Source organism: Nocardioides sp. NBC_00850 (genome assembly GCF_045207335.1).
GTDB lineage: Bacteria > Actinomycetota > Actinomycetes > Propionibacteriales > Nocardioidaceae > Nocardioides.
In genome coordinates this window covers 538,616-564,966 of sequence record NZ_CP108845.1, presented here as the reverse complement: position 1 = coordinate 564,966, position 26,351 = coordinate 538,616, and the positions used below count along the sequence as shown (strand labels likewise).

The 26,351-nt window shown below is 68.8% G+C and carries 23 protein-coding genes; 11 read left to right on the top strand and 12 right to left on the bottom strand.

Annotation, left to right across the window (positions count from 1 at the left end):
- Positions 1-145 precede the first annotated feature (145 nt).
- From OH802_RS02770 to OH802_RS02760, 3 genes are all read right to left on the bottom strand, one after another.
- Positions 146-922: a GntR family transcriptional regulator gene (locus tag OH802_RS02770; protein WP_406024883.1), complete on the bottom strand. Its 777-nt coding sequence runs from the start codon at positions 920-922 to the stop codon at positions 146-148.
- 462 nt (positions 923-1,384) lie between these two features.
- Positions 1,385-2,893: a spermidine synthase gene (locus OH802_RS02765; RefSeq protein ID WP_406024881.1), complete on the bottom strand. Its 1,509-nt coding sequence runs from the start codon at positions 2,891-2,893 to the stop codon at positions 1,385-1,387.
- 9 nt (positions 2,894-2,902) lie between these two features.
- Complete coding sequence (locus OH802_RS02760; protein ID WP_406024879.1) at positions 2,903-3,814, bottom strand: DMT family transporter; 912 nt, start codon at positions 3,812-3,814, stop codon at positions 2,903-2,905.
- Between the two features lie 41 nt (positions 3,815-3,855).
- Between OH802_RS02760 and OH802_RS02755 the strand changes: the two genes are divergently transcribed.
- Both OH802_RS02755 and OH802_RS02750 read left to right on the top strand, forming a co-directional pair.
- The gene (locus OH802_RS02755; protein WP_378817272.1) at positions 3,856-4,344 is read left to right on the top strand and encodes a MarR family winged helix-turn-helix transcriptional regulator; all 489 of its coding nucleotides are present in this window, start codon (positions 3,856-3,858) and stop codon (positions 4,342-4,344) included.
- 91 nt (positions 4,345-4,435) lie between these two features.
- The gene (locus tag OH802_RS02750) at positions 4,436-5,431 is read left to right on the top strand and encodes a MerR family transcriptional regulator (RefSeq protein ID WP_406024876.1); all 996 of its coding nucleotides are present in this window, start codon (positions 4,436-4,438) and stop codon (positions 5,429-5,431) included.
- A gap of 97 nt (positions 5,432-5,528) precedes the next feature.
- Here OH802_RS02750 and OH802_RS02745 read toward each other — a convergent pair whose 3' ends face one another.
- The 5 genes from OH802_RS02745 to OH802_RS02725 all read right to left on the bottom strand — a co-directional run bounded on the left by OH802_RS02745 (position 5,529) and on the right by OH802_RS02725 (position 10,587).
- A complete protein-coding gene (locus OH802_RS02745) occupies positions 5,529-6,617 on the bottom strand; it encodes a hypothetical protein (protein ID WP_406024874.1) in 1,089 nt (362 codons plus the stop codon).
- A 133-nt stretch (positions 6,618-6,750) separates the two neighbouring features.
- Positions 6,751-8,079, bottom strand: coding sequence for a hypothetical protein (locus OH802_RS02740; protein WP_406024872.1), 1,329 nt, complete (start codon positions 8,077-8,079; stop codon positions 6,751-6,753).
- On the bottom strand, positions 8,076-8,957 hold the full coding sequence (locus tag OH802_RS02735) for a hypothetical protein (protein ID WP_355020575.1): 882 nt from the start codon (positions 8,955-8,957) through the stop codon (positions 8,076-8,078). The genes OH802_RS02740 and OH802_RS02735 overlap by 4 nt, the downstream gene beginning before the upstream one ends.
- Positions 8,954-9,316, bottom strand: coding sequence for a hypothetical protein (locus OH802_RS02730; RefSeq protein ID WP_406024870.1), 363 nt, complete (start codon positions 9,314-9,316; stop codon positions 8,954-8,956). Before OH802_RS02730 ends, OH802_RS02735 begins: the two co-directional genes overlap by 4 nt.
- Positions 9,317-9,411: 95 nt before the next feature.
- Positions 9,412-10,587: a pyridoxal phosphate-dependent aminotransferase gene (locus OH802_RS02725; protein WP_406024868.1), complete on the bottom strand. Its 1,176-nt coding sequence runs from the start codon at positions 10,585-10,587 to the stop codon at positions 9,412-9,414.
- 52 nt (positions 10,588-10,639) lie between these two features.
- Between OH802_RS02725 and OH802_RS02720 the strand changes: the two genes are divergently transcribed.
- Entirely contained in the window at positions 10,640-12,130 is a 1,491-nt protein-coding gene (locus OH802_RS02720; RefSeq protein WP_406024866.1) for a potassium/proton antiporter, read from the top strand.
- A gap of 62 nt (positions 12,131-12,192) precedes the next feature.
- On the opposite strand, the gene OH802_RS02715 is transcribed toward OH802_RS02720, so the two are convergent.
- Both OH802_RS02715 and OH802_RS02710 read right to left on the bottom strand, forming a co-directional pair.
- A complete protein-coding gene (locus OH802_RS02715) occupies positions 12,193-12,708 on the bottom strand; it encodes a LytR C-terminal domain-containing protein (RefSeq protein ID WP_406024864.1) in 516 nt (171 codons plus the stop codon).
- A 28-nt stretch (positions 12,709-12,736) separates the two neighbouring features.
- Positions 12,737-13,030, bottom strand: coding sequence for a type II toxin-antitoxin system VapB family antitoxin (locus OH802_RS02710; protein WP_045551249.1), 294 nt, complete (start codon positions 13,028-13,030; stop codon positions 12,737-12,739).
- A gap of 50 nt (positions 13,031-13,080) precedes the next feature.
- On the opposite strand from OH802_RS02710, the gene OH802_RS02705 reads away from it, so the two are divergent.
- Together OH802_RS02705 and OH802_RS02700 are read left to right on the top strand one after the other, a co-directional pair.
- Positions 13,081-14,631, top strand: a complete 1,551-nt coding sequence (locus tag OH802_RS02705) for a helicase HerA-like domain-containing protein (RefSeq protein WP_406024861.1) — start codon at positions 13,081-13,083, stop codon at positions 14,629-14,631.
- Between the two features lie 54 nt (positions 14,632-14,685).
- Complete coding sequence (locus OH802_RS02700) at positions 14,686-16,179, top strand: amidohydrolase (protein WP_406024859.1); 1,494 nt, start codon at positions 14,686-14,688, stop codon at positions 16,177-16,179.
- An 88-nt stretch (positions 16,180-16,267) separates the two neighbouring features.
- Here OH802_RS02700 and OH802_RS02695 read toward each other — a convergent pair whose 3' ends face one another.
- Positions 16,268-16,438: a hypothetical protein gene (locus OH802_RS02695; protein ID WP_168381080.1), complete on the bottom strand. Its 171-nt coding sequence runs from the start codon at positions 16,436-16,438 to the stop codon at positions 16,268-16,270.
- Between the two features lie 193 nt (positions 16,439-16,631).
- Positions 16,632-17,519 (bottom strand): spermidine synthase, encoded by an 888-nt coding sequence (locus OH802_RS02690; protein ID WP_406024857.1) that lies wholly within the window; start codon positions 17,517-17,519, stop codon positions 16,632-16,634.
- Between the two features lie 113 nt (positions 17,520-17,632).
- On the opposite strand from OH802_RS02690, the gene OH802_RS02685 reads away from it, so the two are divergent.
- From OH802_RS02685 to OH802_RS02660, 6 genes are all read left to right on the top strand, one after another.
- Entirely contained in the window at positions 17,633-18,976 is a 1,344-nt protein-coding gene (locus OH802_RS02685) for an RDD family protein (RefSeq protein WP_406024855.1), read from the top strand.
- Positions 18,977-19,043: 67 nt separating this feature from the next.
- Positions 19,044-23,549 carry an FtsK/SpoIIIE domain-containing protein gene (locus OH802_RS02680; protein ID WP_406024853.1) on the top strand — a complete coding sequence of 1,502 codons (4,506 nt, stop codon included), beginning with the start codon at positions 19,044-19,046 and terminating at the stop codon, positions 23,547-23,549.
- Between the two features lie 123 nt (positions 23,550-23,672).
- Complete coding sequence (locus OH802_RS02675) at positions 23,673-23,960, top strand: WXG100 family type VII secretion target (protein WP_008356184.1); 288 nt, start codon at positions 23,673-23,675, stop codon at positions 23,958-23,960.
- A 330-nt stretch (positions 23,961-24,290) separates the two neighbouring features.
- Complete coding sequence (locus OH802_RS02670) at positions 24,291-24,578, top strand: WXG100 family type VII secretion target (RefSeq protein WP_141791345.1); 288 nt, start codon at positions 24,291-24,293, stop codon at positions 24,576-24,578.
- A gap of 127 nt (positions 24,579-24,705) precedes the next feature.
- A complete protein-coding gene (locus OH802_RS02665) occupies positions 24,706-25,008 on the top strand; it encodes a flagellar protein FlgN (protein WP_355232703.1) in 303 nt (100 codons plus the stop codon).
- A gap of 58 nt (positions 25,009-25,066) precedes the next feature.
- Entirely contained in the window at positions 25,067-26,299 is a 1,233-nt protein-coding gene (locus tag OH802_RS02660; protein ID WP_355232702.1) for a hypothetical protein, read from the top strand.
- The last annotated feature ends 52 nt before the right edge of the window (positions 26,300-26,351 follow it).

The following is a 26,351-nucleotide window of genomic DNA, read 5'->3' as shown; positions in this document are numbered from 1 at the left end:
CCCGCTGGTCGAGCCGCGAGGCCGCCTGCGGCCGAGCGTGTCGAGACCAACACAGTCCCATCGAGCGCGACAGGGGACTGTGTTGGTCTCGACACGCCTCCGCCTAGCGGCTCCGGCGGCTCGACCACCGGGTGATCAGCCAGGCTTACTGCAGCTTCAGGTCCAACCCGTAGACGATCCGGTCGGCGACCCCGACGGAGTCGGTGACGCACACGACCCGGTCGTCGGCGAGGAACCGGCGCCGGTCGGACAGGACCGGGGTGCCGTCGGGGATCTGCAGGTCGAACGTCTCCTGCGGCGTCGGCATCCGCGACTCGATGTCCATCGCGACCGTGGTGACCTTCACTCCGACCGTGGCCAGCAGGTCCTTGATCGGCGGCTGCGGCCATTCGTCGGACGGGGTGGCCAGCGGGGTGTCGATGACCAGGGGATAGGGGATGTAGGCCGTGGTGCGGTATTCGGCCGTGTCGCCGCTGATGAAGAACGTGAAGGTGGTGCTGAGCAGCTCGCTGCGCGGGTCGAGGTCGAAGGCCTCGCCGAGCTTCTCGCCGGCCGCGATGACCTCGTAGGAGTGCTCGACCGAGATGCCGTCGTCGGGGCCGCGCGGCGGCTGGTGGTAGGCCGCGTCCGGCTTCGCCGGGTGGCTCGGGTCGGTGATCAGCATGCTCATCAGGTCGTAGCGGGTCTTGGTGGCGTCACGTACGAAGACACCACGGCCCTGCTCGCTGGTGATCAGGCCTTCGTTGCGCAGCACCGCCAGACCCCGCCGGATCGTGGCGCGGTCGTAGGGGAAGGTGTCCATCAGCTCGGGCTCGGTCGGTAGACGCTCGCCGGGCTGGTAGGTGCCGTCGTCGATCCGGGCCCGCAGATAGTCGGCCACGTGGAGGTATTTCGGCAGGCCGCGCGGACGGGGGTTACTCATGGGAGAACACGTTACTGAGGCGTACAGATCCCGAATAGCCGCATAGCCCCACCCTTTCCGCCTTGACCCGTTGCAATGAGTGGACTTATGGTCGAACGTGTCTCGGGGCGTTGGGCGGCATGGCCCAGCTGTGACACCGGCGTCTCGAGGCACTCAACGACGAGAGCCATCGACATTCCTTGGGGGGAATTCGTGTTCGTAGACGACAGACTCAGCATGGGGTCCAGCGAGAGGCCGCCGGTCCTGGCCAAAGACCCGCTGGTCTACCGCACCGACCGAGGGAGCTTCTGGCACCTTCGCTCAGGCAAGAGGAGCAACGGGTACGTCATGACCGTGTGTGGCCGGCGGCTGGGGACGTGGCACGTGCTGCCGCCACGCAGGCTCAGCAAGGTCGCGCCCAACCAGGTCTGCGTCGGGTGCCTGCGCAAGACGCCGATCGGTGAGGTGAAGCGCCCGAGCGGGTCAGGCGACCTCGAGAAGGCTGAGGTCGGTGAGCCACTCGACCGGCGCGACGTCATCGGTGTAGACCGTCCCGCCCCGGATGCCCGGCTCGAGCCGGGCGGCGGAGTCGGTGAGGGTGCCGGCGAGGTCGGCGGGCTGCGACTGCGCGGTGGCGACGAGGCTGGCGGCCGGATCCGCATCCGGGTCGACGGTCGCGATCAGGTGGGTGTTGGTCGGGCCGGAGTCCGACCGCCACACGGCCTCGCCGAACGAGGTCCGCAGCGTTGCGGTGAGGACCTTCTCCAGCGCTGTCGAGCCCTCCGGGTGGGCTGAGTTCACGACGAGCACCCCGCCCGGGTTCAGGTGGGACTTCGCCAGCGCGAAGAACTCCTTCGTGGTCAGGTAGAACGGGATGTAGGGCTGGTGGTAGGCGTCGACCATGATCGCGTCGTACTTCCGGGTCTGCTTCTGCAACCACGGGCGGGCGTCGGCGGTGTGGAGGTGGAGGTTCGGCTGGTCCTTGAGGTCGAAGAGCTTCTGGCCGACCTCGGTGACGTCCTCGTCGATCTCGACGGCGTCCACCCGGGTCTCAGGGGTGAAGTGGCCGAACTGGCGCGCGGTAGTCCCGGCGGCCGAGCCCAGGATCGCCACCGACTTCGGGGCCTCCGCGCCGGCGTACGACAGCGAGAGCATCTCGTCCCAGTAGGCGCCGGTGAGCCACTCGCCCTCGTTGTAGACCGAATGCACGGCGTGGCCCTCGTTGAGCTCGAGATAGCGGCTGCCGTCGTCGTACTCGACCACGCGGGCGTACTGGTATTCCGTCTCCTTCTCCCAGATCACCTCGCCGCCGTTGCTGGTCAGCGTCTTGATCGACCCGGTCGGCAGCGCGATCAGAGCGAGGATCACCGCCGGCACGACCGCGGCCGGCAGCCGGCGCTTGACCAGGTGCGGGATCGCGCAGATCGCCATGAGGAGAGCGAAGATCAGGAACGTACGCCGCGTCCCGACGACCGGGATGAGGAACAGCGAGGCGGCGAAGGTGCCGACCAGGGAGCCGACCGTCGAGATCGCGTAGAGGCGCCCGGCCGCGTGGCCGGCGTCCTCGACGGCTTCAACGGTCAGCCGGACGGCGTACGGGCTGACGATGCCGAGCAGGAACAGCGGGATCGCGAGCAGCACGCCGACCCCGACCAGCGAGCCGGCGAAGGTCGCGATGCTGAGCTGGTCGACCGCCCTGACCGCGAGCGGGAGGAACGGGTCGGCGATGAACGGCACCGCGGCCAGGAGGGCGGCGGCGGCGAGCACGATCTTGGCCAGGCCGGAGGGGTGGGGGTTCCGGTCGGCGATCCTGCCGCCGACGGCGTAGCCGATCGCGAGCGCCACCAGCACCGTGGCGATCGTGTTGGCCCACACGATGGTCGAGTCGCCGAACCACGGAGCGAGCAGCCGAGCCGCGGCCATCTCTGAGCCCAAGGTGCCGGCACCGACGGTGAAGACGAGAAGCTCAAGCGCACGCGCACGCAGTTTCATGGGGTGAACCTATCCGGCTGCTCCAACGTCGGCACACGCGGCCGTTTCCGGCCGACGCCTGGCCCTGATCCGGTCGAGCACGGCGGGCTGTCCGAGGAGTACGCCACCGAGCACCAACGCCATCCCGAGCCCGCTGGTCGGGGTGAGATGTTCGCCCGCGAAGGCGAGGCCGATGAGGATCCCGGCGACCGGGTTGAGCAGGCCGACCAGCGACACCGCGGCGGCGGGAAGGCGCCGGGCGCCACGGAACCAGACCGCGTAGGCGACGACCGTGCCGGCGATGCCGATATAGGCGTAGCCCCCGATCGCGGGCAGGTCGAGCGTGGGCGGTGGGCCTTCGACGAGGAGGGCCACCGGGGCGAGGGCGAGGCCACCCAGGACGAGCTGCCAGGCGGTGAAGGTGAGCAGCCCGACCGGCGGCTGCCAGACCTTGACGAGGATGAATCCGGTGGAAAAGACGGCGACCGAGGCGAACGCGGCCAGGACGCCGATCAGGTCGAGGCTCGCACCGCCACGGAGCACCAGCAGGCCGACGCCGATGGCGCCGACGACGCCGGCCGCGAGCGATCCGGCCCGTGGCCTCTCGCCGGCGAAGGCCCACGCCAGCAGCATCACCACGATCGGAGAGACCGCGGTCAGGGTGGCGGCGAGGCCGCCGGGGAGCCGGTAGGCGGCGACGAAGACGAGGGCGAAGAACGCCCCGAAGTTGAGCAGTCCGAGCGCTGCCGTGCGCCACCACCAGGAGCCGTGGAGCAGACCTGGCCGGAGCGCCAGGAGCAGCAGGCCGAAGGGTAGCGCCCGGACCACGGCGCCGAACAGCGGCCGGTCCGGCGGCAGGAACGTCGCTGTCACGAAGTAGCCCGACCCCCATGCCACCGGGGCGATCGCGGTCAGCGCGAGGGTCACGAATCTACTTTCCATGGAAGCTATAATAGCTTCTGCGTAAGATATATTCCATTGTCATGGCAGACCACGTCTCGACCGTGATGGCGCAGTGGGAGCGGGAGCGCCCCGACCTCGACATCACCCCGCAGGCCGTCATCGCCCGGCTGCACCGCCTCGCGCTGCGTCTCACCGACGAGCTCGTCAGCGTCTATGCCGAGCACGGACTGGGCGAGGGCGAGTTCGACGTGCTGGCGACGCTGCGACGGCAAGGCGCTCCGTACGCCCTGACTCCGAAGGAGCTCGGCGAGCAGACGATGGTCTCCTCAGGGGCGGTCACCAAGCGGGTCGACCGCTGCCTGGCCCAGGGCTGGGTCAGCCGGGACCGCCGGGACGAGGACGGTCGCGGGCGCCGGGTCGCGCTGACTGAGCGTGGGCGCGAGCTGATCGACGCGGCATTCACCGACCACATCGCCAACGAGCACCGCCTGCTCGCCGTCTTCACCGCGGCCGAGCGGCGGTCGCTCGCCCGGCTGCTCGAGAAGTGGGCCGAGCAGACCGGGGCTTGAGCTTGCCCCAAGGGGAAGCACCAATCTGCTTCCACCGGTGACCTTCACCGGGGAGGATGGTGACCATGAGCGAGCGTCAGCGAGCGATCGCATGAGCGGCCTGGAGGGGCTTGTGAACATCGGCGACTTCGCCCGGGCGACCGGGCTGACGCCGAAGGCGCTGAGGTTGTACGACGACCTCGGTCTGCTGCTTCCTGCCGAGGTGGACGCGGTCTCCGGCTATCGCCGCTATGGGCCTGACCAGGTGGAACGCGCACGCCTTGTGGCCGCACTGCGCCTGGTCGGGATGCCGCTGGCCCGGATCCGGGAGGTCGTCGACATGCCGGCCGCGCTCGCGGCGGTCGAGGTCGAGACCTACTGGCGCCAGGTCGAGGCCGACACGTCCACGCGTCGCAGAATGGTCTCCGTCCTCGTCCACCGATTGAGGAGCGAGGCACGTCAGATGACTACTTCAACCGAGACCCTGAACGTCGAGTTCGGTTTCAGCCACGAGACAGGTGGCCGATCCAGCCAGCAGGACGCCGTCCTGGTCACCCCGGAGCTGATCGCCGTCGCCGACGGATTCGGTGAGCGCGACGATGTTGCCGGGGCGGCCCTGACGGCGTACGCCGGCGGCGGGCTGCGGTCGGCCATCCAGGAGGTGTTCGCGGAGGTGCCGAAGTCGGGCACCACCCTGACCGCCGTCGATCTGCACGGCTCGACCGCGCGGATCACCCACATCGGCGATGCCAGGGTCTTCCTGGTGCGGGACGGAGACGTACGCCAGGTCACCCACGACCACACGGTCGTCGCCGCCATGGTCGAGGCTGGCCAGCTGACCGCCGACGAGGCTCGCTCCCACGAGCACCGGGCGCTGCTCAACCGCGCCCTGGTTCCCGGGGTGGTCGCCGACGAGATGTCGCTCGAGCTGCTGCCCGGTGACCGGCTGGTGCTGACCACCGACGGCGTCCACTCCTACGTGGACGACCTGACTCCGCTGATCACCGCCGAGGCCGGCCCGCAGGCGGTCGCCGACGCGGTGGCCGCCGCTGTCGTCGCCGCCGGAGAACCGGACAACCACACCATCGTCGTTGCCGACCTGGCCTGACTTCTCAGGGTTTTCCTGCACTTCTCTGGCAATGCAACGCCTGAGAAGTGCAGGGATACCCGGTTAACCGGGTATCCCGACCCCCGCGCCCGCCCGCTCAGAACCAGCGGGACCACCAGCGCTGCCGCGCTGCTGGTGCCTCGTCAAGCTCGGCGGCAGCGGCGGCGAACGAGTCGCGCAGGGAGGGGTAGACGAGCTCGATCTCGGGGTGCTCGACGAGTGTCTGGGCGATGCGGCGGGTGAGTCGCTTGCCGACGGTGGCGATGTGGCGTACGACGGCGTCGACCTCGTCGTCGGTGAGGTGTTGCGGGTGGAAGGGCTTCTGCGGCTTCTCCCGCAGCAGTTCCCGCATGGGCTCGAGGGAGTCGATGTCGTACCTCAGCGCCAGCGCGTGCAGCTCGTCATCGGCGATCTTCCGGAGCCGCTCGTGGTCGGCGGGAGGCATCAAGGTGTAGGTCGTCGGCCCGAGAGGGCAGGACTGCAGATGGACGTCGAGGCGCTCCTGCAACTGTGGCCCGAGCGGGAGGACGTTGAGCGCGCGCTTGATCTCGAGCGCGTGCAGCGAGTAGGAGAGGTTGACCTGCCTCAAGGACAGGTCGCCGAGCTCGGCGGTGTCGATGGCGGCGGTGTCGAGCAGGTCGGTGAGCAGGCTGCCTCCGACGAAGAGCTCGGGGAGGTAGGGCCGGAGGACCAGCCGGGAGCGCACCGCCTCGGAGTCGAGCGCGTTGTAGAGGTGCTGGTGACCCAGCCAACCGCCGTACGCATCAGGCGACGCCACGAACGGCTCGACATGCCCGAGCCGCTTGACCCGCTGGTTGTAGTCGGACTCCAGGAAGGCGAGGGGATCGCGGACGTACAGGACGAACCGGGTCTGCGGTGGCAGCAGCTCGGCGATCTCGGGCAACTCGGGGAGGAACGCCTCGGAGGAGAGCAGCAGCGTGTGGCATCCGCTCGCCTCGAACTCCTCGAGCGTCCTGGCGACCTCGTGGGGCGAGGCCACGAAGAGGTGGCCCGAGCGCTCCATGAGCGAGCCGGCGTTGCCGGCGCTGATGCCGTTCTTGTCGACGGTGTGCTGAGGGTAGAAGATGCCGGCCTTGGCGAGCTTCTCCGTGTTGGCATGGAAGAACGCCTGGACCGCGGAGGTGCCCGTCTTGGGGAGGCCGGCATGGACGACGATGGACTTCACAAGGACCGATCAGGTAGGCGTCAGAGTGCCCTCCGCGATCGACTGGCCGGTGTCCGAGCACAGGTGAGGTCGGGGATGGTGCCGAGGGCGACCTACACCGTATCGACTCACGTCATCGAGGCAAGCCCGCAACTCAGCCGAGGTATCCCAGACTGCGGATCCGCCCGATCTCGTCACGGAGCTCGTCGTGGGCGGCGTTGTCCGCAGCCCGCCCGCCGGCGACGTAGTGGCTCTCCTGCGCCGTGGTGCCGTCGTAGACGACCGTGAACCGGTGTCCGACACCCGCGTTGATGAGCCCGCCGAGAAGCGCCACCGGGTCGGAGCGGTCCTCCAGCGACAGCACCCGGGTGGTCTCCGGAACCCGCGGCGCTGCCGCGCCAGGAGCACCCACGGTGACCACCTGGTCCACGACGTACGCACCCCCGGCTGCCGCCGCGATCGCGGCCGCCGCGGTGCCTCCGGCCGCGGCGCCGACGAGCATCACGTGGGAGCCGGCCTCGACCGCCTCCTCGATGGTCCTCGACGCGGTGGCGATGTAGTCGGAGAGGTCACCCGAGACGAGCCGCAGACGCCGGCTGCCGGCGTACGGACCCGGCAGATAGGCGATGTAGCGGCCGGGCGCCGTCTTCTGGACCGCGATACCGGTCTCGGTGGCCTCGAGGGTGCGGATCAGCTCCTCGATGGTGGCCGGGGTGGCGGCGGTGACGTCGCCGGCCTCGGTGTCCTCCTCGGTGGAAGCCAAAGCCCCGCCGATGTCGCGCAGCGCGTGCCCGGCGTCGGTCGCGAACGCGTCGATCCCGGCGGCGCGCAGCGCGCCCGCGGTCGCTGCACCGGCGTCGTCCCCACGCGGGAAGCCGGCGGTGAGCAGCGAGCGCAGCTCGAGCGACTCGAGCAGCCCGCCGCCGGTGGCGATGTGGTCCATCAGCTCGGGATGACCCTGGGCGAGCTCGCCGAGATAGGCGGTGACGCCCTCACGGTCGAGCGCGTCGGTCTCGATCAGGCCGGCGGACAGCAGCGACCCGCCGAGCTCGACCTCGGGGGCGAGGTAGTCGAGCGCGTTGGCCGCGATGGCGCCCAGCGTGCTGCGAGCAGTGGCCTGGAGCTCGTCGATCCAGCGGTAGGTCTGCACGGTCGCCCGCACCGAGAGCGCGTCGGCCTCGAGCGCCTGGCCGAGACCGAGGACGCCACTCTTCTCGGAGGTCGCGGCCCGGATCTCCTCCTCGGCCGGCTCCCAGGTCTTCGCGGAGAGCTCGGCGGAGGAGGTGACGTCGTCGTCAGCCAGGATCGCAGGCCCGAGCTCGGCCCACTCGCGCAGTTGCGCACCGGCATCGCCGATGGAGCCGGCCAGGCCGAGGATCTGCTCGTACTTGTCCTCCGGGCCCGCGGGCGGCGGCACCGAGTCGGGGGCGCCACCCGGGAGCGGTCCCAGGCGGTTGATCGGATCGTTGGACGAAGAGCTCATCGAGCCACCTCCGCGAGAACAGGGGCAAGGTCTGCGGCGAGCTCGGACGGCTCCACACTGGTGATCAGCAGTGTCAGCTCTCCATCGAGCGACACCGTACGCATCGAACGCCAGCCGTCATTGACCAGCGTCCAGGAGACCGTGCCGATCAGCGGGTTCTCCGGATCGGCGGTGGTCGCGACGATGGCACGCAGCCGGCCATGGGCCTCGGTGGACAGCGCCTCGAGGGCCCTCGAGACGACCACGTCGCCCTCGGTCAGCACCGGCACCAGGTCCCCGCGCCCGGTGCGCAGCGCCTCGAAGACGGCGTCAGCGGTCGCGAACGGGACCTCCAGCTGCTCGGGCACCGCCGAGGCCAGCCGGGCGGTGTCACCCGGCAGCGTCGCGGTTCGACCGAGCTCGGTCGACCAGGCCGCCGAGGGATACCAGGAGAGCTCGAAGACGAGCCCGTCCACGGTGGCCAGTGAGGCGGCCGCCTCCCCCTTCTGCCGGTGCCAGGCGCGGCCACGGAGGCCGTCGACGACGACATCGAGGTCGATGACCACCTCCGGGGTCGCCAGCAGCCCCAGCGCGCCGGCGATCCCGGCGTCGAGGGTCCCGTCGGCGTCGAGGAGGTCGCGGCGCTGCAGCGAGGTGCTGCCCTCGCCGAAGCCGGCGACGGCGCGGGCCAGGGCCTCGGCCTCGGCTGCCGAGCGGGTCTGCCCCAAGCGGGCGTCGAGCCCGTCATCACGATGCGTCGCGACCTCGAACGGGAGCGGCGCCCCGATGGTCTCGCAGGCATGGGTCAGCTCGGGCAGGGTCAGGCCGACGCGGCGGGGCACACCCGCCCACGGCTCTGTCGGCGCCGCCGGAGCGGGGCCCAGGTCGATCGTGGTCATCGGAAGGTGACCTCCAGCCAGTCCTTGTGGCCCGGCTCAGGGGCCTCGAATCCGTCGAGCTTGTCCTCGGCGACCAGCGCCTCGGCGCGTGCCTCGGCCTCGGCGATCTGCTCCTTGAACAGATCGACCTGATTGAGGTGCTTGGCCAGGGCGTCGGCCGCCCGGTCATGCTTCTCGGCCGAGCTCCGCAGCGCGGTGGCACGCTCCTTCATCCGCCCACGGAGGGACTCGGCAGCCCGACCGTGCCATGGCACGGCCTCGGCCTGCACCACCAGCTTGTCGGCACTCGCGCGGATGTCGCCCGCCTGCTCTCGCAGACGGCTCACCCGACGACGGATCACGTCGCTGTCGCCGTACATATCCCTCCTCGGACAGGTCTCTGTGATGGTCCTACCCCGCAGGAACGGTTTCTAAACGTAAAATCGTGAACTTTCTCAGATTCGCTCGCGACGCCCTATCGCAGGACGGTGGAGAGGCGGTCGAGGCCCTGCTCGATCTCGGCGGCGGAGCCGGCGAAGGAGAGACGTACGAAGCGGTGTCCGTCGACCGGGTCGAAGTCGATCCCGGGAGCCATCGCGACGCCGGTACGGTCGAGGATCTGGTGGCACCAGGCCATGGTGTCGTCGGTCCAGCGGCTGACGTCGGCATAGACGTAGAAGGCGCCGTCGGCCGGGGCCATCTCGGTCACCCCGAGCGAGCGGAGGCCGTCGAGGAGCACCCCGCGGTTGGTCGCGTAGCGGGTGACGTGACCGTCGAGCTCGGCGTACGCATCCGGGGTGAACGCCGCCACCGCGGCATGCTGGGCGAGGGTCGGCGGGCAGATGGTGAAGTTTCCGACCAGGACGTCGATCGCGCGTCGCAGGTGGGCGGGCGCGAGCAGCCAGCCGATGCGCCAGCCGGTCATCGAGAAGTACTTCGAGAACGAGCCGAACACGACGGCGTCGCGTGAGGTCTCCCAGGCGCTGCGGCCACGGCTGCCGTCCCCGCCGTAGGTCAGCCCGTGGTAGATCTCGTCCGAGATCAGCTGGATCCCGGCCTCCTCGCAGTAGCGAGCCAGCGCGGCCAGCTCCTCGGGCAGCAGCATCGTGCCGGTCGGGTTGGCCGGACTGGCCACCACGAGCCCCTTCAAGCCGACGCGCTCGTGCAGCTCCCGCACCTGCTCCACGGTCGGCTGGAAGCGCTCGGCAGCACCGGTCGGGATCTCCACGACCTCGCACCCCAGGGCTGCGAGCACGTTGCGGTAGCAGGGATAGGACGGCCGGGCCATCGCCACCCGGTCGCCGGTGTCGAAGGCAGCCAGGAACGTCGCCAGGAAGCCGCCGCTCGCGCCGGTGGTCACGACGACGTCCTCGGGGGAGACGTCGATCCCGTGCCACGCCCGATGGTGCCCTGCGATCGCCTGGCGCAGCTCCAGGATCCCGGTCGCCGGCGTATAGCCCAGCGGATCACCGCTCTGCAGCAGCCGCACCGCCTCGGCGCTGACCGCCTGCGGCGCCCCCGTGGACGGCTGCCCCGAGGTGAGCGAGATGAGATCGGCGTACGTCCGCTGCCGCTGCGCCGCCCGCTCGAGCATGTCCATCACGTGAAAAGGAGGCACGTTCGCGCGTTGGGCGACAGTCAGACGGTCCATGGGAGCAAACATTAGGATGCAGATCCATAGGTCGGAGGGGGGCCCGGCGAACATGAGCTTCGACGTCCATCAGTTCGACCTGTTCGTGCTGATCGGCTCCCTGGTCACGCTCCTGGCGATCCTCGCGGTGCGGATGTCGACGAAGGCCGGGCTCCCGTCGCTGCTGATCTACCTGCTGATGGGCGTCCTGCTCGGTGAGTCGGTGCTCGGGATCCGGTTCGACGACGCCGCGCTCGCGCATGCGGTCGGCTTCGGGGCGCTGGCGCTGATCCTGGCCGAAGGTGGTCTGACGACGTCGTGGAAGGACGTACGTCCGGCCTTCGGTCTCGGGCTGATGCTGGCCACGGTCGGGGTGGTGATCTCGATCGGGATCGTCGCGGTGGGTGCTCACTACCTGCTCGGGCTCTCCTGGCAGCTGGCGTTCCTGCTGGGGGCGGTGACCTCGCCGACCGACGCGGCGGCGGTGTTCTCGGTGCTGCGGGTGGTGCCATTGCCCAAGAAGCTGACCGGTGTCCTCGAGGCGGAGTCGGGGCTCAACGACGCTCCGACCGTGGTGATCGTGACGCTGATCGCCAGTGGGGCGATCGCTGAGCACCATCCGGTCGTCGTGGCCGGGATCGTGGTCGGCGAGCTGCTGTTGGGCATCGTGGTCGGCCTGCTCGTCGGGTTCGGTGGGGCGTGGCTGATGCGGAGGGCCGCGCTGCCTTCCGCCGGCCTCTATCCGCTGGCGGTGATGACGCTGGCCTTCCTGGCCTACGGCGGCGCGGCATGGCTGCACGGGTCCGGGTTCGCGGCGATCTACGTGGCCGCCCTCGTGCTCGGCAACTCCGAGCTGCCCCACCGCGGTGCCACCAGGTCCTTCGCCGAGGGCGTCGCCTGGCTGGCCCAGATCGGGCTCTTCGTGATGCTCGGGCTGCTGTTGTCCCCGGGACGTATCGACCTCCAGACGATCGGCCTCGCGCTCGCCGCCGGCCTGATCCTGACCTTCATCGCCCGGCCCACATCCGTGCTGGTCAGCACGGTGGTCTCCCGGATGACGTGGCGCGAGACCGCGTTCGTCTCCTGGGCAGGGTTGCGTGGCGCGGTGCCGGTCGTGCTCACCACCATCCCGCTGGCCGAGGGCGTCGACGGGGCCGAGGACCTCTTCGACCTGGTCTTCGTGATGGTCGTCGTCTACACGCTGCTGACCGGCCCGACCCTGCCGTGGGTCGCCCGGGTGCTCGAGGTGGCCCGCCCCGACGACCCACGCTCGCTCGACCTCGACGTCGCGCCGCTTGAGCAGATCGCGGCCGATCTGATCCAGCTCCGGATCCCGCGCGAGTCACGCCTGCACGGCGTCGAGGTCAGCGAGCTCCGGCTGCCCATGGGGTCGTCGGTGTCGCTGCTGATCCGCGACGGACGGACCATGGTTCCGGAGGACACCACGGTCCTCCGCGCCCGTGACGTCGTCCTGGTCGTCGTACCCCGTCACCAGCGTGAGCTCGCGGAACGGCGCCTCGAGATGGTCAGCCGGAAGGGACGCCTGGCCGGTTGGCTGCGCTGAGGGGTGTGTTGGAATACCCGGTTAACCGGGTATTCCTACCTCGCAGATCCGTGCGGGCGCGCCTACTCGACCGGAGGGCTGCAGACCGTGGCGTCCGCCTTGGCGGTGACGGTCTTGTCGCCCCCGGTGACCTCGGGGAAGTTCTCGCCGGTGACGACCACGATGCCCGGGATGTCGGACTTGGTCTCAACGATCTTCGCGTCACCGAGCCAGCTCGCGACGAGCGCGGCTGAGGGAGCGTTCTTGTCGGGCGTCCACACCTCGACGGTCTTCAGCTTGGTGCCGCTGGGCGCGTTGCCGGTGGACCCCTTGACGAAGCCCGCGTCGACGAGGTCCGTCATCGCCCGGGTGGCGAGCCCGGCGCGCGTGCTCGCGTTGAGCACGGTCACGACCACCTGCGACGGGTAGACCTCGGAGCCCTTCTTGACCGGGGTGTCCACGCACGGCCCGACGTCGACCTTCTGCGGGAACGGTGCGGTCATCTCCTTCCATCCCCAGGCCCCGGCCAGAGCGACCGCGGCCGCGAGGACGGCGAGGAGGATGAACGTACGAAGTCCCGTGAGGGCCGAATCGAGCATGACGCCGAGCCTAACCGCTCGGTACGCCCTAACCGAGGCTGTGCACGCGGGCGTGCAGCACGTTGCGCTGCTGGAGCGCCGCGCGGAGCGCCCGGTGGAGCCCGTCCTCGAGATAGAGCTCACCGTTCCACTCCACGACATGGGCGAAGAGGTCGCCGAAGAACGTCGAGTCCTCGTTGAGCAGAGCCACCAGCTGGAGGGTGTCCTTCGTGGTCACCAGCTCGTCGAGGCGGACCGTCCGAGGAGGCAGCGCGGCCCACCCCTTGGTCGTCAGACCATGGTCAGGGTAGGGGCGAGAATCGCCGACACGCTTGAAGATCACCCTCGTGACTGTATCGCCCCCCGACCAAATCCCAACATAGAGTCCTGGTCATGACGGATGCTGCTGCTCTCTCAGAAGCGGTCGGGCCCGGCTACCAATTCGAGGGTTCCGCCCTCGAGCTCGGGGGCCTGATGGCGGACGCTGAGACGTTGTTGGAGACGCCGATTCGCATTCCCTTGGGGATGTTGAACCGGCATGGGCTGGTCGCCGGCGCGACCGGCACGGGAAAGACGAAGACCCTGCAGCTGCTCGCCGAGCAGCTCTCCGCAGCCGGGGTCCCGGTGTTCGCAGCCGACATCAAGGGCGACCTCTCCGGTCTGTCGGCGCCGGGCGAGTCCAGCGAGAAGCTGACCGCACGGGCGGCCTCCGTCGGACAGGCCTGGCAGGCGCGCGGGTTCCCGGTCGAGTTCTTCGCGCTCGGTGGCGAGGGCACCGGCATCCCGGTCCGGGTCACGGTCGACGCCTTCGGGCCGACGCTCCTCTCCAAGGTCCTGGATCTCAACGAGACCCAGGAGTCCTCGCTCGGTCTCGTCTTCCACTACGCCGAGAAGGCCGGCCTGAAGCTGGTCGGCCTCGACGACCTGCGGGCGGTGCTGCAGTGGCTGGTCTCCGACGAGGGCAAGGCCGATCTCAAGGGCCTGGGCGGTCTCTCGTCCGCGACGACAGGGGTGATCCTGCGTACGCTCATCGCCTTCGCCGACCAGGGCGCGGACGAGTTCTTCGGTGAGCCGGCCTTCGCCGTCACTGATTTCGTACGCAACGACGGGGAAGCCGGGATCATCTCGCTGCTCGAGCTTCCCAACCTGCAGGACCGGCCGGCGATCTTCTCGACCTTCCTGATGTGGCTGCTCGCCGAGCTCTTCCGGGCGCTGCCCGAGGTCGGTGACGTCGACAAGCCCAAGCTGGTCTTCTTCTTCGACGAGGCGCACCTGCTCTTCAACGACGCCTCCGACGCGTTCCTCGACCAGATCACCAACACGGTCCGGCTGATCCGCTCCAAGGGTGTCGGCGTCTTCTTCGTCACCCAGAAGCCGACCGACGTCCCCGACGACGTGCTCGGCCAGCTCGGCTCGCGCATCCAGCACCAGCTGCGGGTCGCCACGCCCAACGACGCCAAGGCCCTCAAGGCCAGCGTCAACACCTACCCGACCTCCTCCTACGACGACCTCGGCGCGGTCATCCAGACGCTCGGGATCGGCGAGGCGATCGTGACCGTGATGAACGAGCGCGGCGCGCCGACGCCGGTCGCCTGGACGCGACTGCGCGCCCCCGAGTCGCTGATGGGTCCTGCGGACGCCGCCGCGATGGAAGCCGCCGTGGCGGCGTCGCCGCTGGCGGCGAAGTACACCGCGTCCGTCGAGGTCGAGTCAGCCGTCGACCAGCTCAAGGCGAGGACGGACGCCGCGGAGGCCGCGCGCACGGCCGAGGCGGAGGAGAAGGCCGCCAAGAAGACCGCCCCGAAGAAGTCCTCCGGGTCGCGATCCCGGTCGCGTGACGACGACGACTCGATGATCGAGACGGTGGTGAAGTCGACTGCCTTCAAGCAGGCCGCGCGCACCGCTGCGAGGGAACTCGTCAGGGGAATCTTCAAGCGCCGCTGAGGCTCCTCGGTATCTGATTGGCTCGAGCATGGGCAGACTCCTTATCGTCTGCTCATGCCCGACCTTCTCCTCAGGAACGTACGCATCGTTCCGCTCTCACCTCAGGCGAACGCGCCTGCCGGGGTGGTTGACGTTCTCGTCGCCGACGGTGTCGTGACGGCGGTCGGAGAAGACCTGTCCCGACCGGCGGGAGTCGAGGCGTACGACGCAGGTGGCCGCTGGCTCGTGCCGGGTCTGTGGGACGCCCACACCCACCTCGGTCAGTGGACGCTGCGAGCCAGCAGGCTGGATCTTCAGGGCACCCGTTCGCCCGCCGAGGCGCTGGCGCGGGTCGCCGCGGCCGCGCGCGAGGTCGAGCCTGGTGAGGCGATCGTCGGAACGGGCCACTCGGCCGGCACCTGGGACCGCTGGGGCACCGTCTCCGAGCTCGACTCGGTCACCGGCGGCACCCCCGCGATCCTGGTCAACCACGACTTCCACCACGCCTGGCTGAACACCGCCGCGCTCGACGCGGTGGGGCTGCCGCGACGTGAGGACATGGTGCAGGAGACCGAGTGGTACCAGGCCTATCCAACGGTCGCGGAGCTCTTCGAGGCCAGCGGGAACACACCGGCGGCCTACCGCCGGATGCTGACGCGGACCGCCGCGCTCGGGGTGGTCGGGATGACCGACTTCGAGGTCGGCGTCCGGCTCGACGACTGGCGGTGGCGGTGGGCGTACGACTGCGATCTGCTCCGCATCCGGGTCGCGACATACGCCGATCAGCTCGACGAGGCGATCGCCGAGGGGCGGCGTACGGGGGACCAGCTGATACCGGGCGAGGACCGGCTGACGATGGGGCCGCTCAAGATCATCAGCGACGGCTCGCTGGGCACGCGGACGGCGTGGTGCTGCGACCCGTACGCCGACGACCCGGACAGCTGCGGCGCGCCGAACCAGTCACCGGACGAGCTGCACGGGCTCCTGGGGAAGGCGCACGCGGCCGGCCTCCAGGTGGCCACGCACGCGATCGGCGACCGGGCGGTGTCGGAGGCACTGGCGGCGTACGCGATGACGGGGGCGCGCGGCAGCATCGAGCACGCCCAGCTCGTACGTCGCGAGGATCTGCCGCTGATGGCTCGACTCGGGATCACCGCATCCGTGCAGCCGGCGCACATCCTCGACGACCGCGAGATGACCGAGGACGTCTGGCCGGGACGGGAGGACCGCTGCTTCGCGACCCGCTGGATGCTCGACGAGGGTGTGCGGATCGCGCTCGGGTCGGATGCTCCGGTCGCGCCGCTCGACCCGTGGCTGGCCATCGCGGCCGCCGTCGGTCGCTCGCGGGACGGCAAGGAGCCGTGGCACCCGGAGCAGGCACTCACCGCCCAGGAGGCGTTGGCGGCGTCGGTCGACGGTCAGCCCACGGTCGCTCCAGGATCACGCGGCGACCTGGCCGTGCTCGACATCGACCCGCTCCGGGCCTCGGTCGGTGATCTCGCCGCGATCGCTCATGGCGGGGTCGTCCTGACCACGGTCGGCGGCCGGATCGTCCACCGCAGCTCCTAGCCGCGGGTCCGGAAAATGAGCGAAGGCCCGGCCGTCGTCGGCCGGGCCTTGCGCAACGGGATCTTGGATCCCCCCATTTAGCTGCTGGTCACGCGGACCAGCGCACCGAGTCGTCGACGAAGTCGGCGAACACGTGAACACCGCGCAGGTCCTGGCGCTCGTCCATGAGCTTCGTCAGGGCACTGGCGTGACGGAACTTGAGGCTGTGCTGCTTCGCGGCACTGTTGGCCTCAGGCTGGGTGGCGGTGAGTGTTTCCATCGAGGTCCCCCCTACAACGGATAGATGGTGTGCATCGTGGTTTGTCCTGCGCATCAAGCATCCCGCCCGCAAGTCGCGAGCAGGTTGTTTGAACGTTACAAGCCGGTTTCGGTAAAAGAAATGGCTGTCGATGCCTGTCGCGGTATCTGCCGAGCGATAGGGCCGAATCTCGCTAGACAAAGGCGATGGAGCCTCAGTCCGCGGCGGATCTGAGCGTGTCGACGGCCTGGCGGGCCTGCTCGAGGAGCCGCAGCGCGGCGCTCGCGTCGGGAAGGTTCGGCTCCGGGGACCAGAGCTGGTCGGCATCGCTGATCGGATCGGCGCCGTCGATGATCGGGTCGAGGTCGGTCACCAGCGCGCCCTTCGACGGGTCGCCGGCGAGCGACGAGCGGATCACGTCGCCGTCGATCGGGGACGCCGAGGCGATCAGGGTGGCGTTGCCGAACCTCGCTCCCGCGAGCGCGGACCCCTGCACGATCATCGCGACATGCCCGAAGACCGTACGCAACGTGGCGAGCTCGCGACGGGTGAAGAGCAGTTCGGGGCCGGCGACGGAGTTCAGCACGAGCCGACCCTCCTCGCGCAGCGCGCTGCGTGCCGCGGTCATGCACTCCAGCGAGGTGAACGCCGGCGGGATCCGGTTGCCGACGAAGATGTCGATGACGATGGCGTCGTGCTCCGAACCTGGGTGCGCCTCGAGCCACGAGCGTGCCTCGGCGGTCTCCATGGTGATCCCCGGAGGAAGCGGGAACCGTGACCTGGTCAGCTCGACCAACGCGGGCTCGATCTCCACGACCGTCTGCGTGGTCGCGGGCCACCGGTGGGCGACCGCACGGGGGAGGGCGAGCAGCGCCCCGCCCAGGTGGGCCGCGCTGCGGGGTGCCTGGTCCCCGAGCGCCGCCAGCATCCACCGGATCGAGGCGAGCTTCGGCGGCTGCGACGGGTCCTCCCCGAGGTGGGACTGAGCGACGCCGTCGATCTGGATCGCCCAGCCGTCCTCCTTGCGTACGAGATCGGCGGTGCTGCCGTCCGAGAAGACGATGCGCTCGAGGCTCGCTGATGGCCCGGAGGGTGTTGACATACGTCGATCCTGCCAGACACCATCGCGCCCGAGCCGGGACATTCCGGTAGCCTTCTGGCGTTGTTGGTCAGCGCCGAAAATACTCGGACATCGGGCGTGAGGGAGTTCTTGCGGTGGAGATATGGGAGGTCGCCGAAAATGACGACCGGATCGAGGGTCTCACCGCCGACGGAAAGCCGGACCCGGCCTACGCCGCCTCGCTCGGTCTGAAGGACGCGCCGCTGGGCCGTCGTGCGGTCGCGGCCGCCGTCGACATCGTCTGCTACCTGCTCCTGCAGGTCCCCTACCTGGTCTTCACGCTCCCGCTGCTGCTGAAGCTCGCCCAGGGCAAGTTCGGCTTCGCCCGGTTCCTGAGCCACCCCGACTTCATGCTGGCGGCGATCGCGGGCGGCGCCACCGTGCTGCTGAGCCTGATCTACGTCATCGTCCAGATCGTCTTCCACGGTCGCCGCGGGGTCACGCTGGGCAAGTCCGTCGCCGGAGTCCGCTCGATCAACGTCAAGACGCTCGAGCGACCGGGCGCCGGCCGCGCCTTCCTCCGTGCGCTGGTGCTCTGGGGCTCCGGGATCATCCCGATCGCGCCGGTCGTCTTCCTCGCCTCGCCGCTGTTCGACAAGGAGAAGCGGAACCGCGGCTGGCAGGACAAGGTGGCCGAGATGTGGATGGTCGACGTCCGCGAGGGCCTCGACCCCTACGACGAGAAGCGGATGCGCATCGCCCGGAAGACGGTCGCGGCCGCGCCCGTCGCGCAGCGGAAGTCGCTGCCCTCGCTCACCACCCCCAACGATCACGACGCCGGCAGCTACCGGCCCTCGGGGCGGGTCAGCGCCGGCGTGCTCGGTGTCTCCCGTCCGAAGGCGAGGCACGACGAGCCGGGCGCCTCTCCTGGTGGCTCGCTCGCGACCCCGCCGTCGGGACCGGTGGCCCCGAAGCCGGTGGCCCCGGCGATTCCGCCCTCGCGCGCGGTGACGCCCAACCAGGGCCAGACGGTTCCCCCGCCGCCTCCGACCCCGACGCCCACGCCTTACCCGACACCGACCCCACACCCGGCCCCCACGCCGACGCCTGCTCCCACGCCCGCTCCCACGCCGCTGCCCACGTCCGGCGGCCAGCAGCCTCCGGCGCAGCCGCGCGAGCGGGGCATCATGCTCAAGGTCGACTCCGGCGAGCGGATCCCGGTGACCGGCCTGGTGCTGGTCGGCCGCGACCCCGCCCTGACGGAGAACACGCTGGGCGCGCGTACGGTCTCGATCATCGACGTGTCGGTCTCGAAGACCCACCTCTCGCTGCGCCCCAGCGGCGACGGTGTCGAGGTCACCGACCGCGGCTCGACCAACGGCACCGTGGTGATCCACGAGGGTGCCACCCGCCGGCTCAACGCGTGGGAGCCGGTGCTGGCACCGGTCGGCGCGATGATCCGCTTCGGCGACCGCTCGGCCCTGGTGCGTCGCGGGTGACCGCCGCGCCGACCGCCGCACGATCTCGCTGCATCGACTTTTGGCACGTTGACGAGGGGAACGAAGGATGAAGGTCAAGCTCACACTGCACCGGCCCGGTGTCGCGCCGGCGGATGTGATCGTCACGGCTGACTCCACGGCAACGGCGGGTGACGTCGCTCGGCACATCGCCGACGCCGACCCGGCGCGCTCCGTGATCGCGAATGAGCACGACATCTTGACCCTGGCCGTCGCCCCGCCAACGGCCGACCGGATGGAGCCGCTCGAACCCGACGTACCCATCGGTGACGCGCCGATCGGGTCCGGGTTCGCGGCAGCGGTCGTCAACATGGGCCCGGACAACGAGACGACCGGCTCGCGGCGCAAGAGCGTCGGTGTGCTGCGGGCGATCGACGGTCCGGTGCGAGGACAGGCGTTCCCGCTGACCACCGGCCACGCCTCGATCGGCCGCGGTCCCGAGAACGAGATCGTGCTCGCCGACCCGATGGTCTCCAAGCGTCACGCCCGCATCGAGGTGGACCGCTCGGTCGAGCTGGTCGACCTCAACTCGGCCAACGGCGTCGTTGTCGACGGCACCCAGGTCTCCCGCGTACGTCTGGCGCCGGACACACCGGTCGTCATCGGCAGCACCACCCTGGTCATGCAGCTCTCGGCCGACTTCCTCTCCGCCGTCGAGGACCCGGTGCTCGAGCGCGGTGGCGGCCTGCTCTTCAACCGAAGCCCGCGGGTCGACGTGCGCTACCCCGGCACCGAGCACCCGCCGCCGTGGATGCCGACGGAGATGCAGAAGAAGCTGTTCCCGTGGTTCGTGCTGATCGCGCCGATCATCATGGCGCTCTCGATCTACGCGATGACCGGCCGCGCCCGCGCGCTGCTGCTGGTCGTGATGACCCCGATGATGGCGGTCGGCAACTACATCAACCAGCACCGCCAGGCCGGCGCGAAGCAGGACCACGAGATCGAGCTCTTCGAGCGGCAGTTCGAGAAGCTGGAAGAGGTCTTCTACCGCAGCAAGCCCGAGGAGGAGCTGGCGCGCAACGAGGAGGTCCCGGCGGTCGCGGAGGTCTTCGAGCAGGCGATGCAGCTCGGCCCGCGGCTGTGGACCCGGCGTCCCGAGCACTGGAACTTCCTGGCCGTACGTCTCGGCACCACCCGCGCGCTGTCGCGCAACTCGATCGCGGAGCGCGACACCCAGAACGGTCTGCCCGACTTCATCGAGCGGATCGACCGCCTGAAGGAGCGCTACAAGTACGTCGACGACGTACCCCTGCTGGAGTCGCTCCCCGCGGTGGGTTCCGTGGGTGTCGCCGGCCCGGCCGGCCCGGCCGCCGACGCGATGCGTGGGCTCGCGGTGCAGCTCTTCGGTCTGCACGCGCCCAACGAGGTCGTCACCGTCGCCTTCGCCGACCCGGACTGGGTCGAGGAGTTCGAGTGGCTCAAGTGGCTGCCGCACACCACCTCGGAGACCAACCGGTTCAAGGACATGCCGCTGGCCGACTCCGCACCGACGGCCAATGCCCTGCTCAGCGCGCTGGAGGAATACATCATGCGCGCCGGCCGGACCGCGGAGCACCGCGGCCCGTTCGCCGAGAAGTGGAACCCCATGCAGTACGGCACCGACGTCGCCCGGGCCGGGGAGGAGACCAACGCCCGGGTGCAGGTCTCGATCGTCGTCTTCGTCACCAACGATGCTCCGGTCGACCGGGCCCGGCTGGTCCAGGTGCTCGAGCGTGGCGCCGATGTCGGCGTACACGCGGTCTTCATGTCCTCCACCGTCGAGGCGTTGCCGGCAGTGTGCCGCAGCTTCCTGGACGTGAGCGACGGCCTGGAGCGTGCCACCGTCGGGCTCGTCCGCAACGGCGACCTCTACGAGGGTGTCATTGTCGAGGGCGTCTCCAACGCCTACATGGACATGTTCGCCAAGCGGCTCGCGCCGGTGGTGGACGCCAGCACCGTCGTCCACGACTCCTCCGACCTCCCCAACTCCGTCGGCTTCCTGTCGCTGGTCGGCAACGAGGTGGCCGAGGACCCGCACTCCGTGGTGGAGCGCTGGCGTCAGAACAACTCGATCATCGACCGCTCCGACCGGCCGCGGCCGCGACTGAAGAAGGCGGGCAACCTGCGCGCCATCATCGGCCAGGGAGCCTCGGACGCGATGACGCTGGACCTGCGTACGCAGGGCCCGCACGCCCTCGTCGGCGGCACCACCGGTGCCGGTAAGTCCGAGTTCCTGCAGGCGTGGGTGCTCGGCATCGCCTCGGCCCACTCGCCCGACCGGGTGACGTTCCTCTTCGTCGACTACAAGGGCGGCTCGGCCTTCGCCGACTGCATCGAGCTGCCGCACTGTGTCGGTCTGGTGACCGACCTGAGCCCGCACCTCGTACGCCGTGCGCTGACCAGCCTCAAGGCCGAGCTGCACTACCGCGAGCACCTGTTCAACCGGAAGAAGGCCAAGGACCTCCTCGAGCTGGAGAAGCGGCAGGACCCGGAGTGCCCGCCCGCGCTGGTGCTCGTCATCGACGAGTTCGCCGCACTCGCCGGTGAGGTGCCGGAGTTCGTCGACGGCGTCGTCGACATCGCCCAGCGAGGTCGTTCGCTCGGCATCCACCTGATCATGGCGACCCAGCGCCCGGCCGGTGTCATCAAGGACAACCTGCGGGCCAACACCAACCTCCGCGTCGCGCTGCGTATGGCCGACGAGACCGACTCCAAGGACGTCGTCGACGACCCGATCGCCGGGACCTTCCCGCCGTCCCTGCCGGGCCGCGGCATCGCGAAGACCGGACCCGGTCGCCTGACCCCGTTCCAGTCCGCGTACGCCGGTGGCTGGACGCGCGACGACGAGGTCGTCACCGCTGACGTGAAGGTGGCCGAGCTCAAGTTCGGTTCGATCACGGAGTGGGAGCCGGAGCGTCCGCCGGAGAGCGACTCGCACGACGAGGACCTCGGCCCCAACGACCAGAAGCGGATCGTGTCCAACCTGATCAAGGCCTCCGCCACCGCTGGTCTGATGACCCCGCGGCGACCGTGGCTCGATGACCTGGCGTCCGTGGTCGACATGCGCGACCTGCCGCTGGAGGGCGACGGCCAGATCCTGCTGGGTCTTGCCGACATCCCGGAGCGTCAGCAGCAGAACGCGATCTACTTCGCTCCCGACCGCGACGGCTCCCTGCTCATCTTCGGGTCCTCCGGTTCCGGCAAGTCGACCATGTTGAAGACGATCGCGACCGCTGCCGGTGCGCGGCCGGAGCTCGGCCGGGTCCAGGTCTACGGCCTCGACTTCGCCTCCGGCGCGCTGGGTGCGATCGAGCGTCTCCCGCACGTCGGCTCGATCATCGACGGCGACGACGCCGAGCGTCTGCAGCGGCTGATGCGCACGCTCGAGCGGGAGATGGACCGCCGCTCCGAGCTGTTCTCCAAGGCCGCGGCCGCGAACCTCACCGAATACCGTGAGATCGCCGACCAGTCGATGCCGCGCATCCTGCTCCTCATCGACAACTACCCCGAGTTCAAGAAGGAGTGGGAGATCGCCGCCGGTCGCGCGCCGTTCTACCAGTCCTTCATGCGGGTCCTCGGCGAGGGCCGCCCGCTCGGCATCCACGCGGTGATCACCGCCGACCGGTCTGGGTCCGTCCCGACGGCCGTCTTTGCGAACATCCCGCGCCGTGTCGTCATGCGGCTCTCCGACCCGAGCCAGTACGTCCTGGTCGGAGCACCCAAGGACGTACTCAACGAGCAGTCGGTGCCCGGCCGCGCCGTCGTCGACAAGGCCGAGGTGCAGCTGGCCGTTCTGGGCGGCACGACCAACGTGGCCGAGCAGACCAAGGCCCTCGACGAGCTGGTCTCGCAGCTGCGTGCCCTGGGTGTTCCCGAGGTCGGCGAGATCGGCGCCCTGCCGACCAAGATCTCCAGCAGGGCCATGCCGGCGCAGGCCAACGGGCAGCCCGTCTTCGGTATCGCCGACGACACCCTGTCCGCGCGTGGCTTCGACCCGATCGGCTCGTTCATCATCACCGGCCCGCCGCAGTCCGGTAAGACGAACGCCCTCAAGGCGCTCGTCGAGTCCGTCGAACGCTTCGACCCCGAGGTGAAGCTGTTCCACCTCGGCAGCCGTCGCGCCATGCTGGGCGACTTCCGGCCGTGGGTACGCAGCGCCACCCGCCCCGACGACGAGAAGACGCTCGTCACCGAGCTCGCCGAGATCGTCGCCGACGAGTCCTTCCCCGGCCGCATCATGATCGTCGCCGAGGACATGACCCACTTGGCCGACGGTCCCGCCGACCGCCCGATGCGCGCCCTGCTGCAGGCGGTCAACAACTCCGACCACCTCTTCGTCGGCGACGCCGACGTCACTCGAGCCGGCGGCGGCTCGGGCGTCATGGGTGAGTGGAAGGCGGCCCGGCAGGGCATCGTGCTCAAGCCGGACACCTACGACGGCGACACGCTGTTCAAGGTTCCGTTCGGCAAGCTGAAGCGCACCGACTTCCCCGTGGGCCGCGGAATCTTCGTCCAGGCCGGGCGCACGGTGACCATGCAGATGCCCCTGGCGAGCGACTCCGAGACCTCTGCATGACCTCTGCATGAATCTGACAACGAATCTGTTTTTACCCTTCACAACCTTGTGAAGGGTGGCCTACGGTGGCCAGCGGCGTTTACGTACGCCATGTAATGAAATCGCGGGAGAGGGCTAGGATCGATGACTGATTTCGGGGCAACCTACGACGAGATGACCGGCACTGCCGACAAGCTCGACCAGGGCAAGGACACGATCGAGTCGGCGCTGGACGAGTGCCAGGGCTACGTGGACGAGCTGGTTCAGGACGGGTTCAAGACGGAGAAGGCGTCCGGCAAGTTCCAGGACGGCTACACCGAGATGACCACCGGACTCAAGGACGCCATCGCCGGCGTCGAGGACATGGCTCAGGCTCTGCGTGACATGGCCACCGCGATCCAGGACCTGGACTCGCAGCTCGCCGGCGGCTGAGCCGCCGCGTTTGTCAGATGGTGGGCCGACATCTATGGGCCCACCATCACCCGTCTCGGTCAGGTGCTGCGGTGTCGACTCCCGCCGGTGCGCTGCTGCGACCTTCTAACCAGGTCTAGCAGAAACTTTACTTTCGGAGATGTTTAGAACTCGTCGTAGCGGGTAGGACTACCGCGACGAAGTTGATTGCCCGGATCTCGGACCACGTTCAGGATGACGGTGTCGGCTCGTCGGGTTCACGCTTCTCGACCATGTGATGCGTGAGTGATGGTGACGAACGGCGCCGCAACGCGGTGTCGTGTAATGAAAATTGCGGAAAGGCAATGATCGATGAGTGACTTCGGGGCAACCTACGACGAGATGACCGGCACTGCCGACAAGCTCGACCAGGGCAAGGACACGATCGAGTCGGCGCTGGACGAGTGCCAGGGCTACGTGGACGAGCTGGTTCAGGACGGGTTCAAGACGGAGAAGGCGTCGGGCAAGTTCCAGGACGGCTACTCGGAGATGACCACGGGTCTGAAGGACGCCATTGCTGGTGTCGAGGACATGGCTCAGGCTCTGCGTGACATGGCCACGGCGATCCAGGACCTGGACTCGCAGCTCGCCGGCGGCTGAGCAACAACGCTTGCCAGATGGTGGGCTGGCGTCTGCTGGCCCACCATCTCTCCATTTTCTCTCGATCACGCGCTGCGATGACCACACTCGACGGCGTGCTCAGTAACTACGTGAAAGGTGCACAGTCATGGCGGATATCTTGATCAAGATCTCTGAGCTCGAGAAGGTCAAGACGTCATTGGACTCGATCGTCGACGAGTTCGAGAACGCCACTGACAGCTCTGAGGATCTCGAGGCTGACATCGGCGACCCGTTCGACATGAGCGATCTGCGCGACAAGGCCTGTGACTTCGAGGAGCGCTGGGACGACAAGCGCAACGATCTCAAAGACAGCCTGAAGAAGGTCAGTGAGCACATCAAGGGCGTTATCGACGGGATCGAGGAGTGGGACAGCGAGACCGCCCTCCAGTTCGAGCCCAAGAAGAAGTAGTAGAACCCACAGTCTTTAATCGCTCCTGACGGAAAGGACAACCCCCATGTTCGGTGGCATGCAGGATTCCCCGAAGGGGCGCGAGATCAAGTCGGTCGAGGGTTCGCCCTCGGGGATCATCGCGCGAGGGTCCGCTATCGAGCGGCTCGGCAAGATGATGGATGCCTCCGCTGACACGCTGCGCGACATCAAGGAGAACACCTTCGCTGGTGGCGAGCAGCAGGGTAAGGCCATCGAGAAGCTTCAGGAGACCATCGGTGACTCCTACAAGGTCCTCGAGGAAGCGGCCGACCTCTACAAGCCTGTTGGTCCGGTGCTCGTCACCTACGGTGAGATGCTGGAGACCTACAAACCGCTGATCGACCGCACCGCGAACTCGTGCAGTGACCTCTGGGACATCTACAACGCCCTACCCGGCGACAAGGACGACAGCACGACCGAGGACGACGGCGGCTTCCTCGGCATCGGCGACACCGACAAGGAAGAGGCCGCCGACAACAAGGCCAAGAAGGAAGCCTACGAGAACTGGGAGACCGAAGCCGAAGTCTTCGACACCTGGTACGACGTATGGGAGGACGGCTTCGACGCAGCCGTCAGCGGGATCTCCGACGGCCTTTCCGGATCCATCGAGGACGGCTTCTGGGACAACTACGGAGACTTCATCGACGCGGTCTACGAGGTCCTGACCTGGGCCGCTCTGATCATCGCTGTGGTCGCGATCTTCTGCACTGGTTTCGGTGCGCTGGCCGCCATCCTCGCGCTCGCTGCCTTTGCGGTTTCCGCTATCAAGTTCGCCTGCGGGCAGCAGAGTCTGGGGCAGTTGGCCCTTGATGCCTTGGCCATCATTCCGATCGGGAAGCTGTCGAACCTTTCCAAGCTCGGCCATCTGGCCAACATGGCGAAGGGCAGCAAGCTGACCGCTCTGTCCAGGACCTGGAAGGCCATGAGCAAGGGTCCGATCGGTGACCTGACCAAGGCAGCTCGACTCAAGGACGCCTTCAAGGTGAAGAGCGGCGCCGAGGTTCTCGAGGGCTTGATCGGTAAGCCCTTCAAGGCCTTCCGGACCGACAACCTGAAGATGTACATGGGCAACCTCGACGCCCTCAAGGGTGGCCTGGGAGCGTTCCGGGGCATGACGAAGATCGAGTTCGGGGTTGCCCGCTTCGGCGCGACGCTCGGCACTCTCGGCAATGCCGGAAAGCTCACGCAGGGGACGGATCACTTCGACCCCATCCCGATCGACATCCCTGAGATCAAGGTCCCGGGCATGCCTGCCTGGCTTGGTTTCTAGGTTCGGTTCAAGCGCAACAAACGTCTGAGGTGCAGAGTGGCGAAGTGGGCAG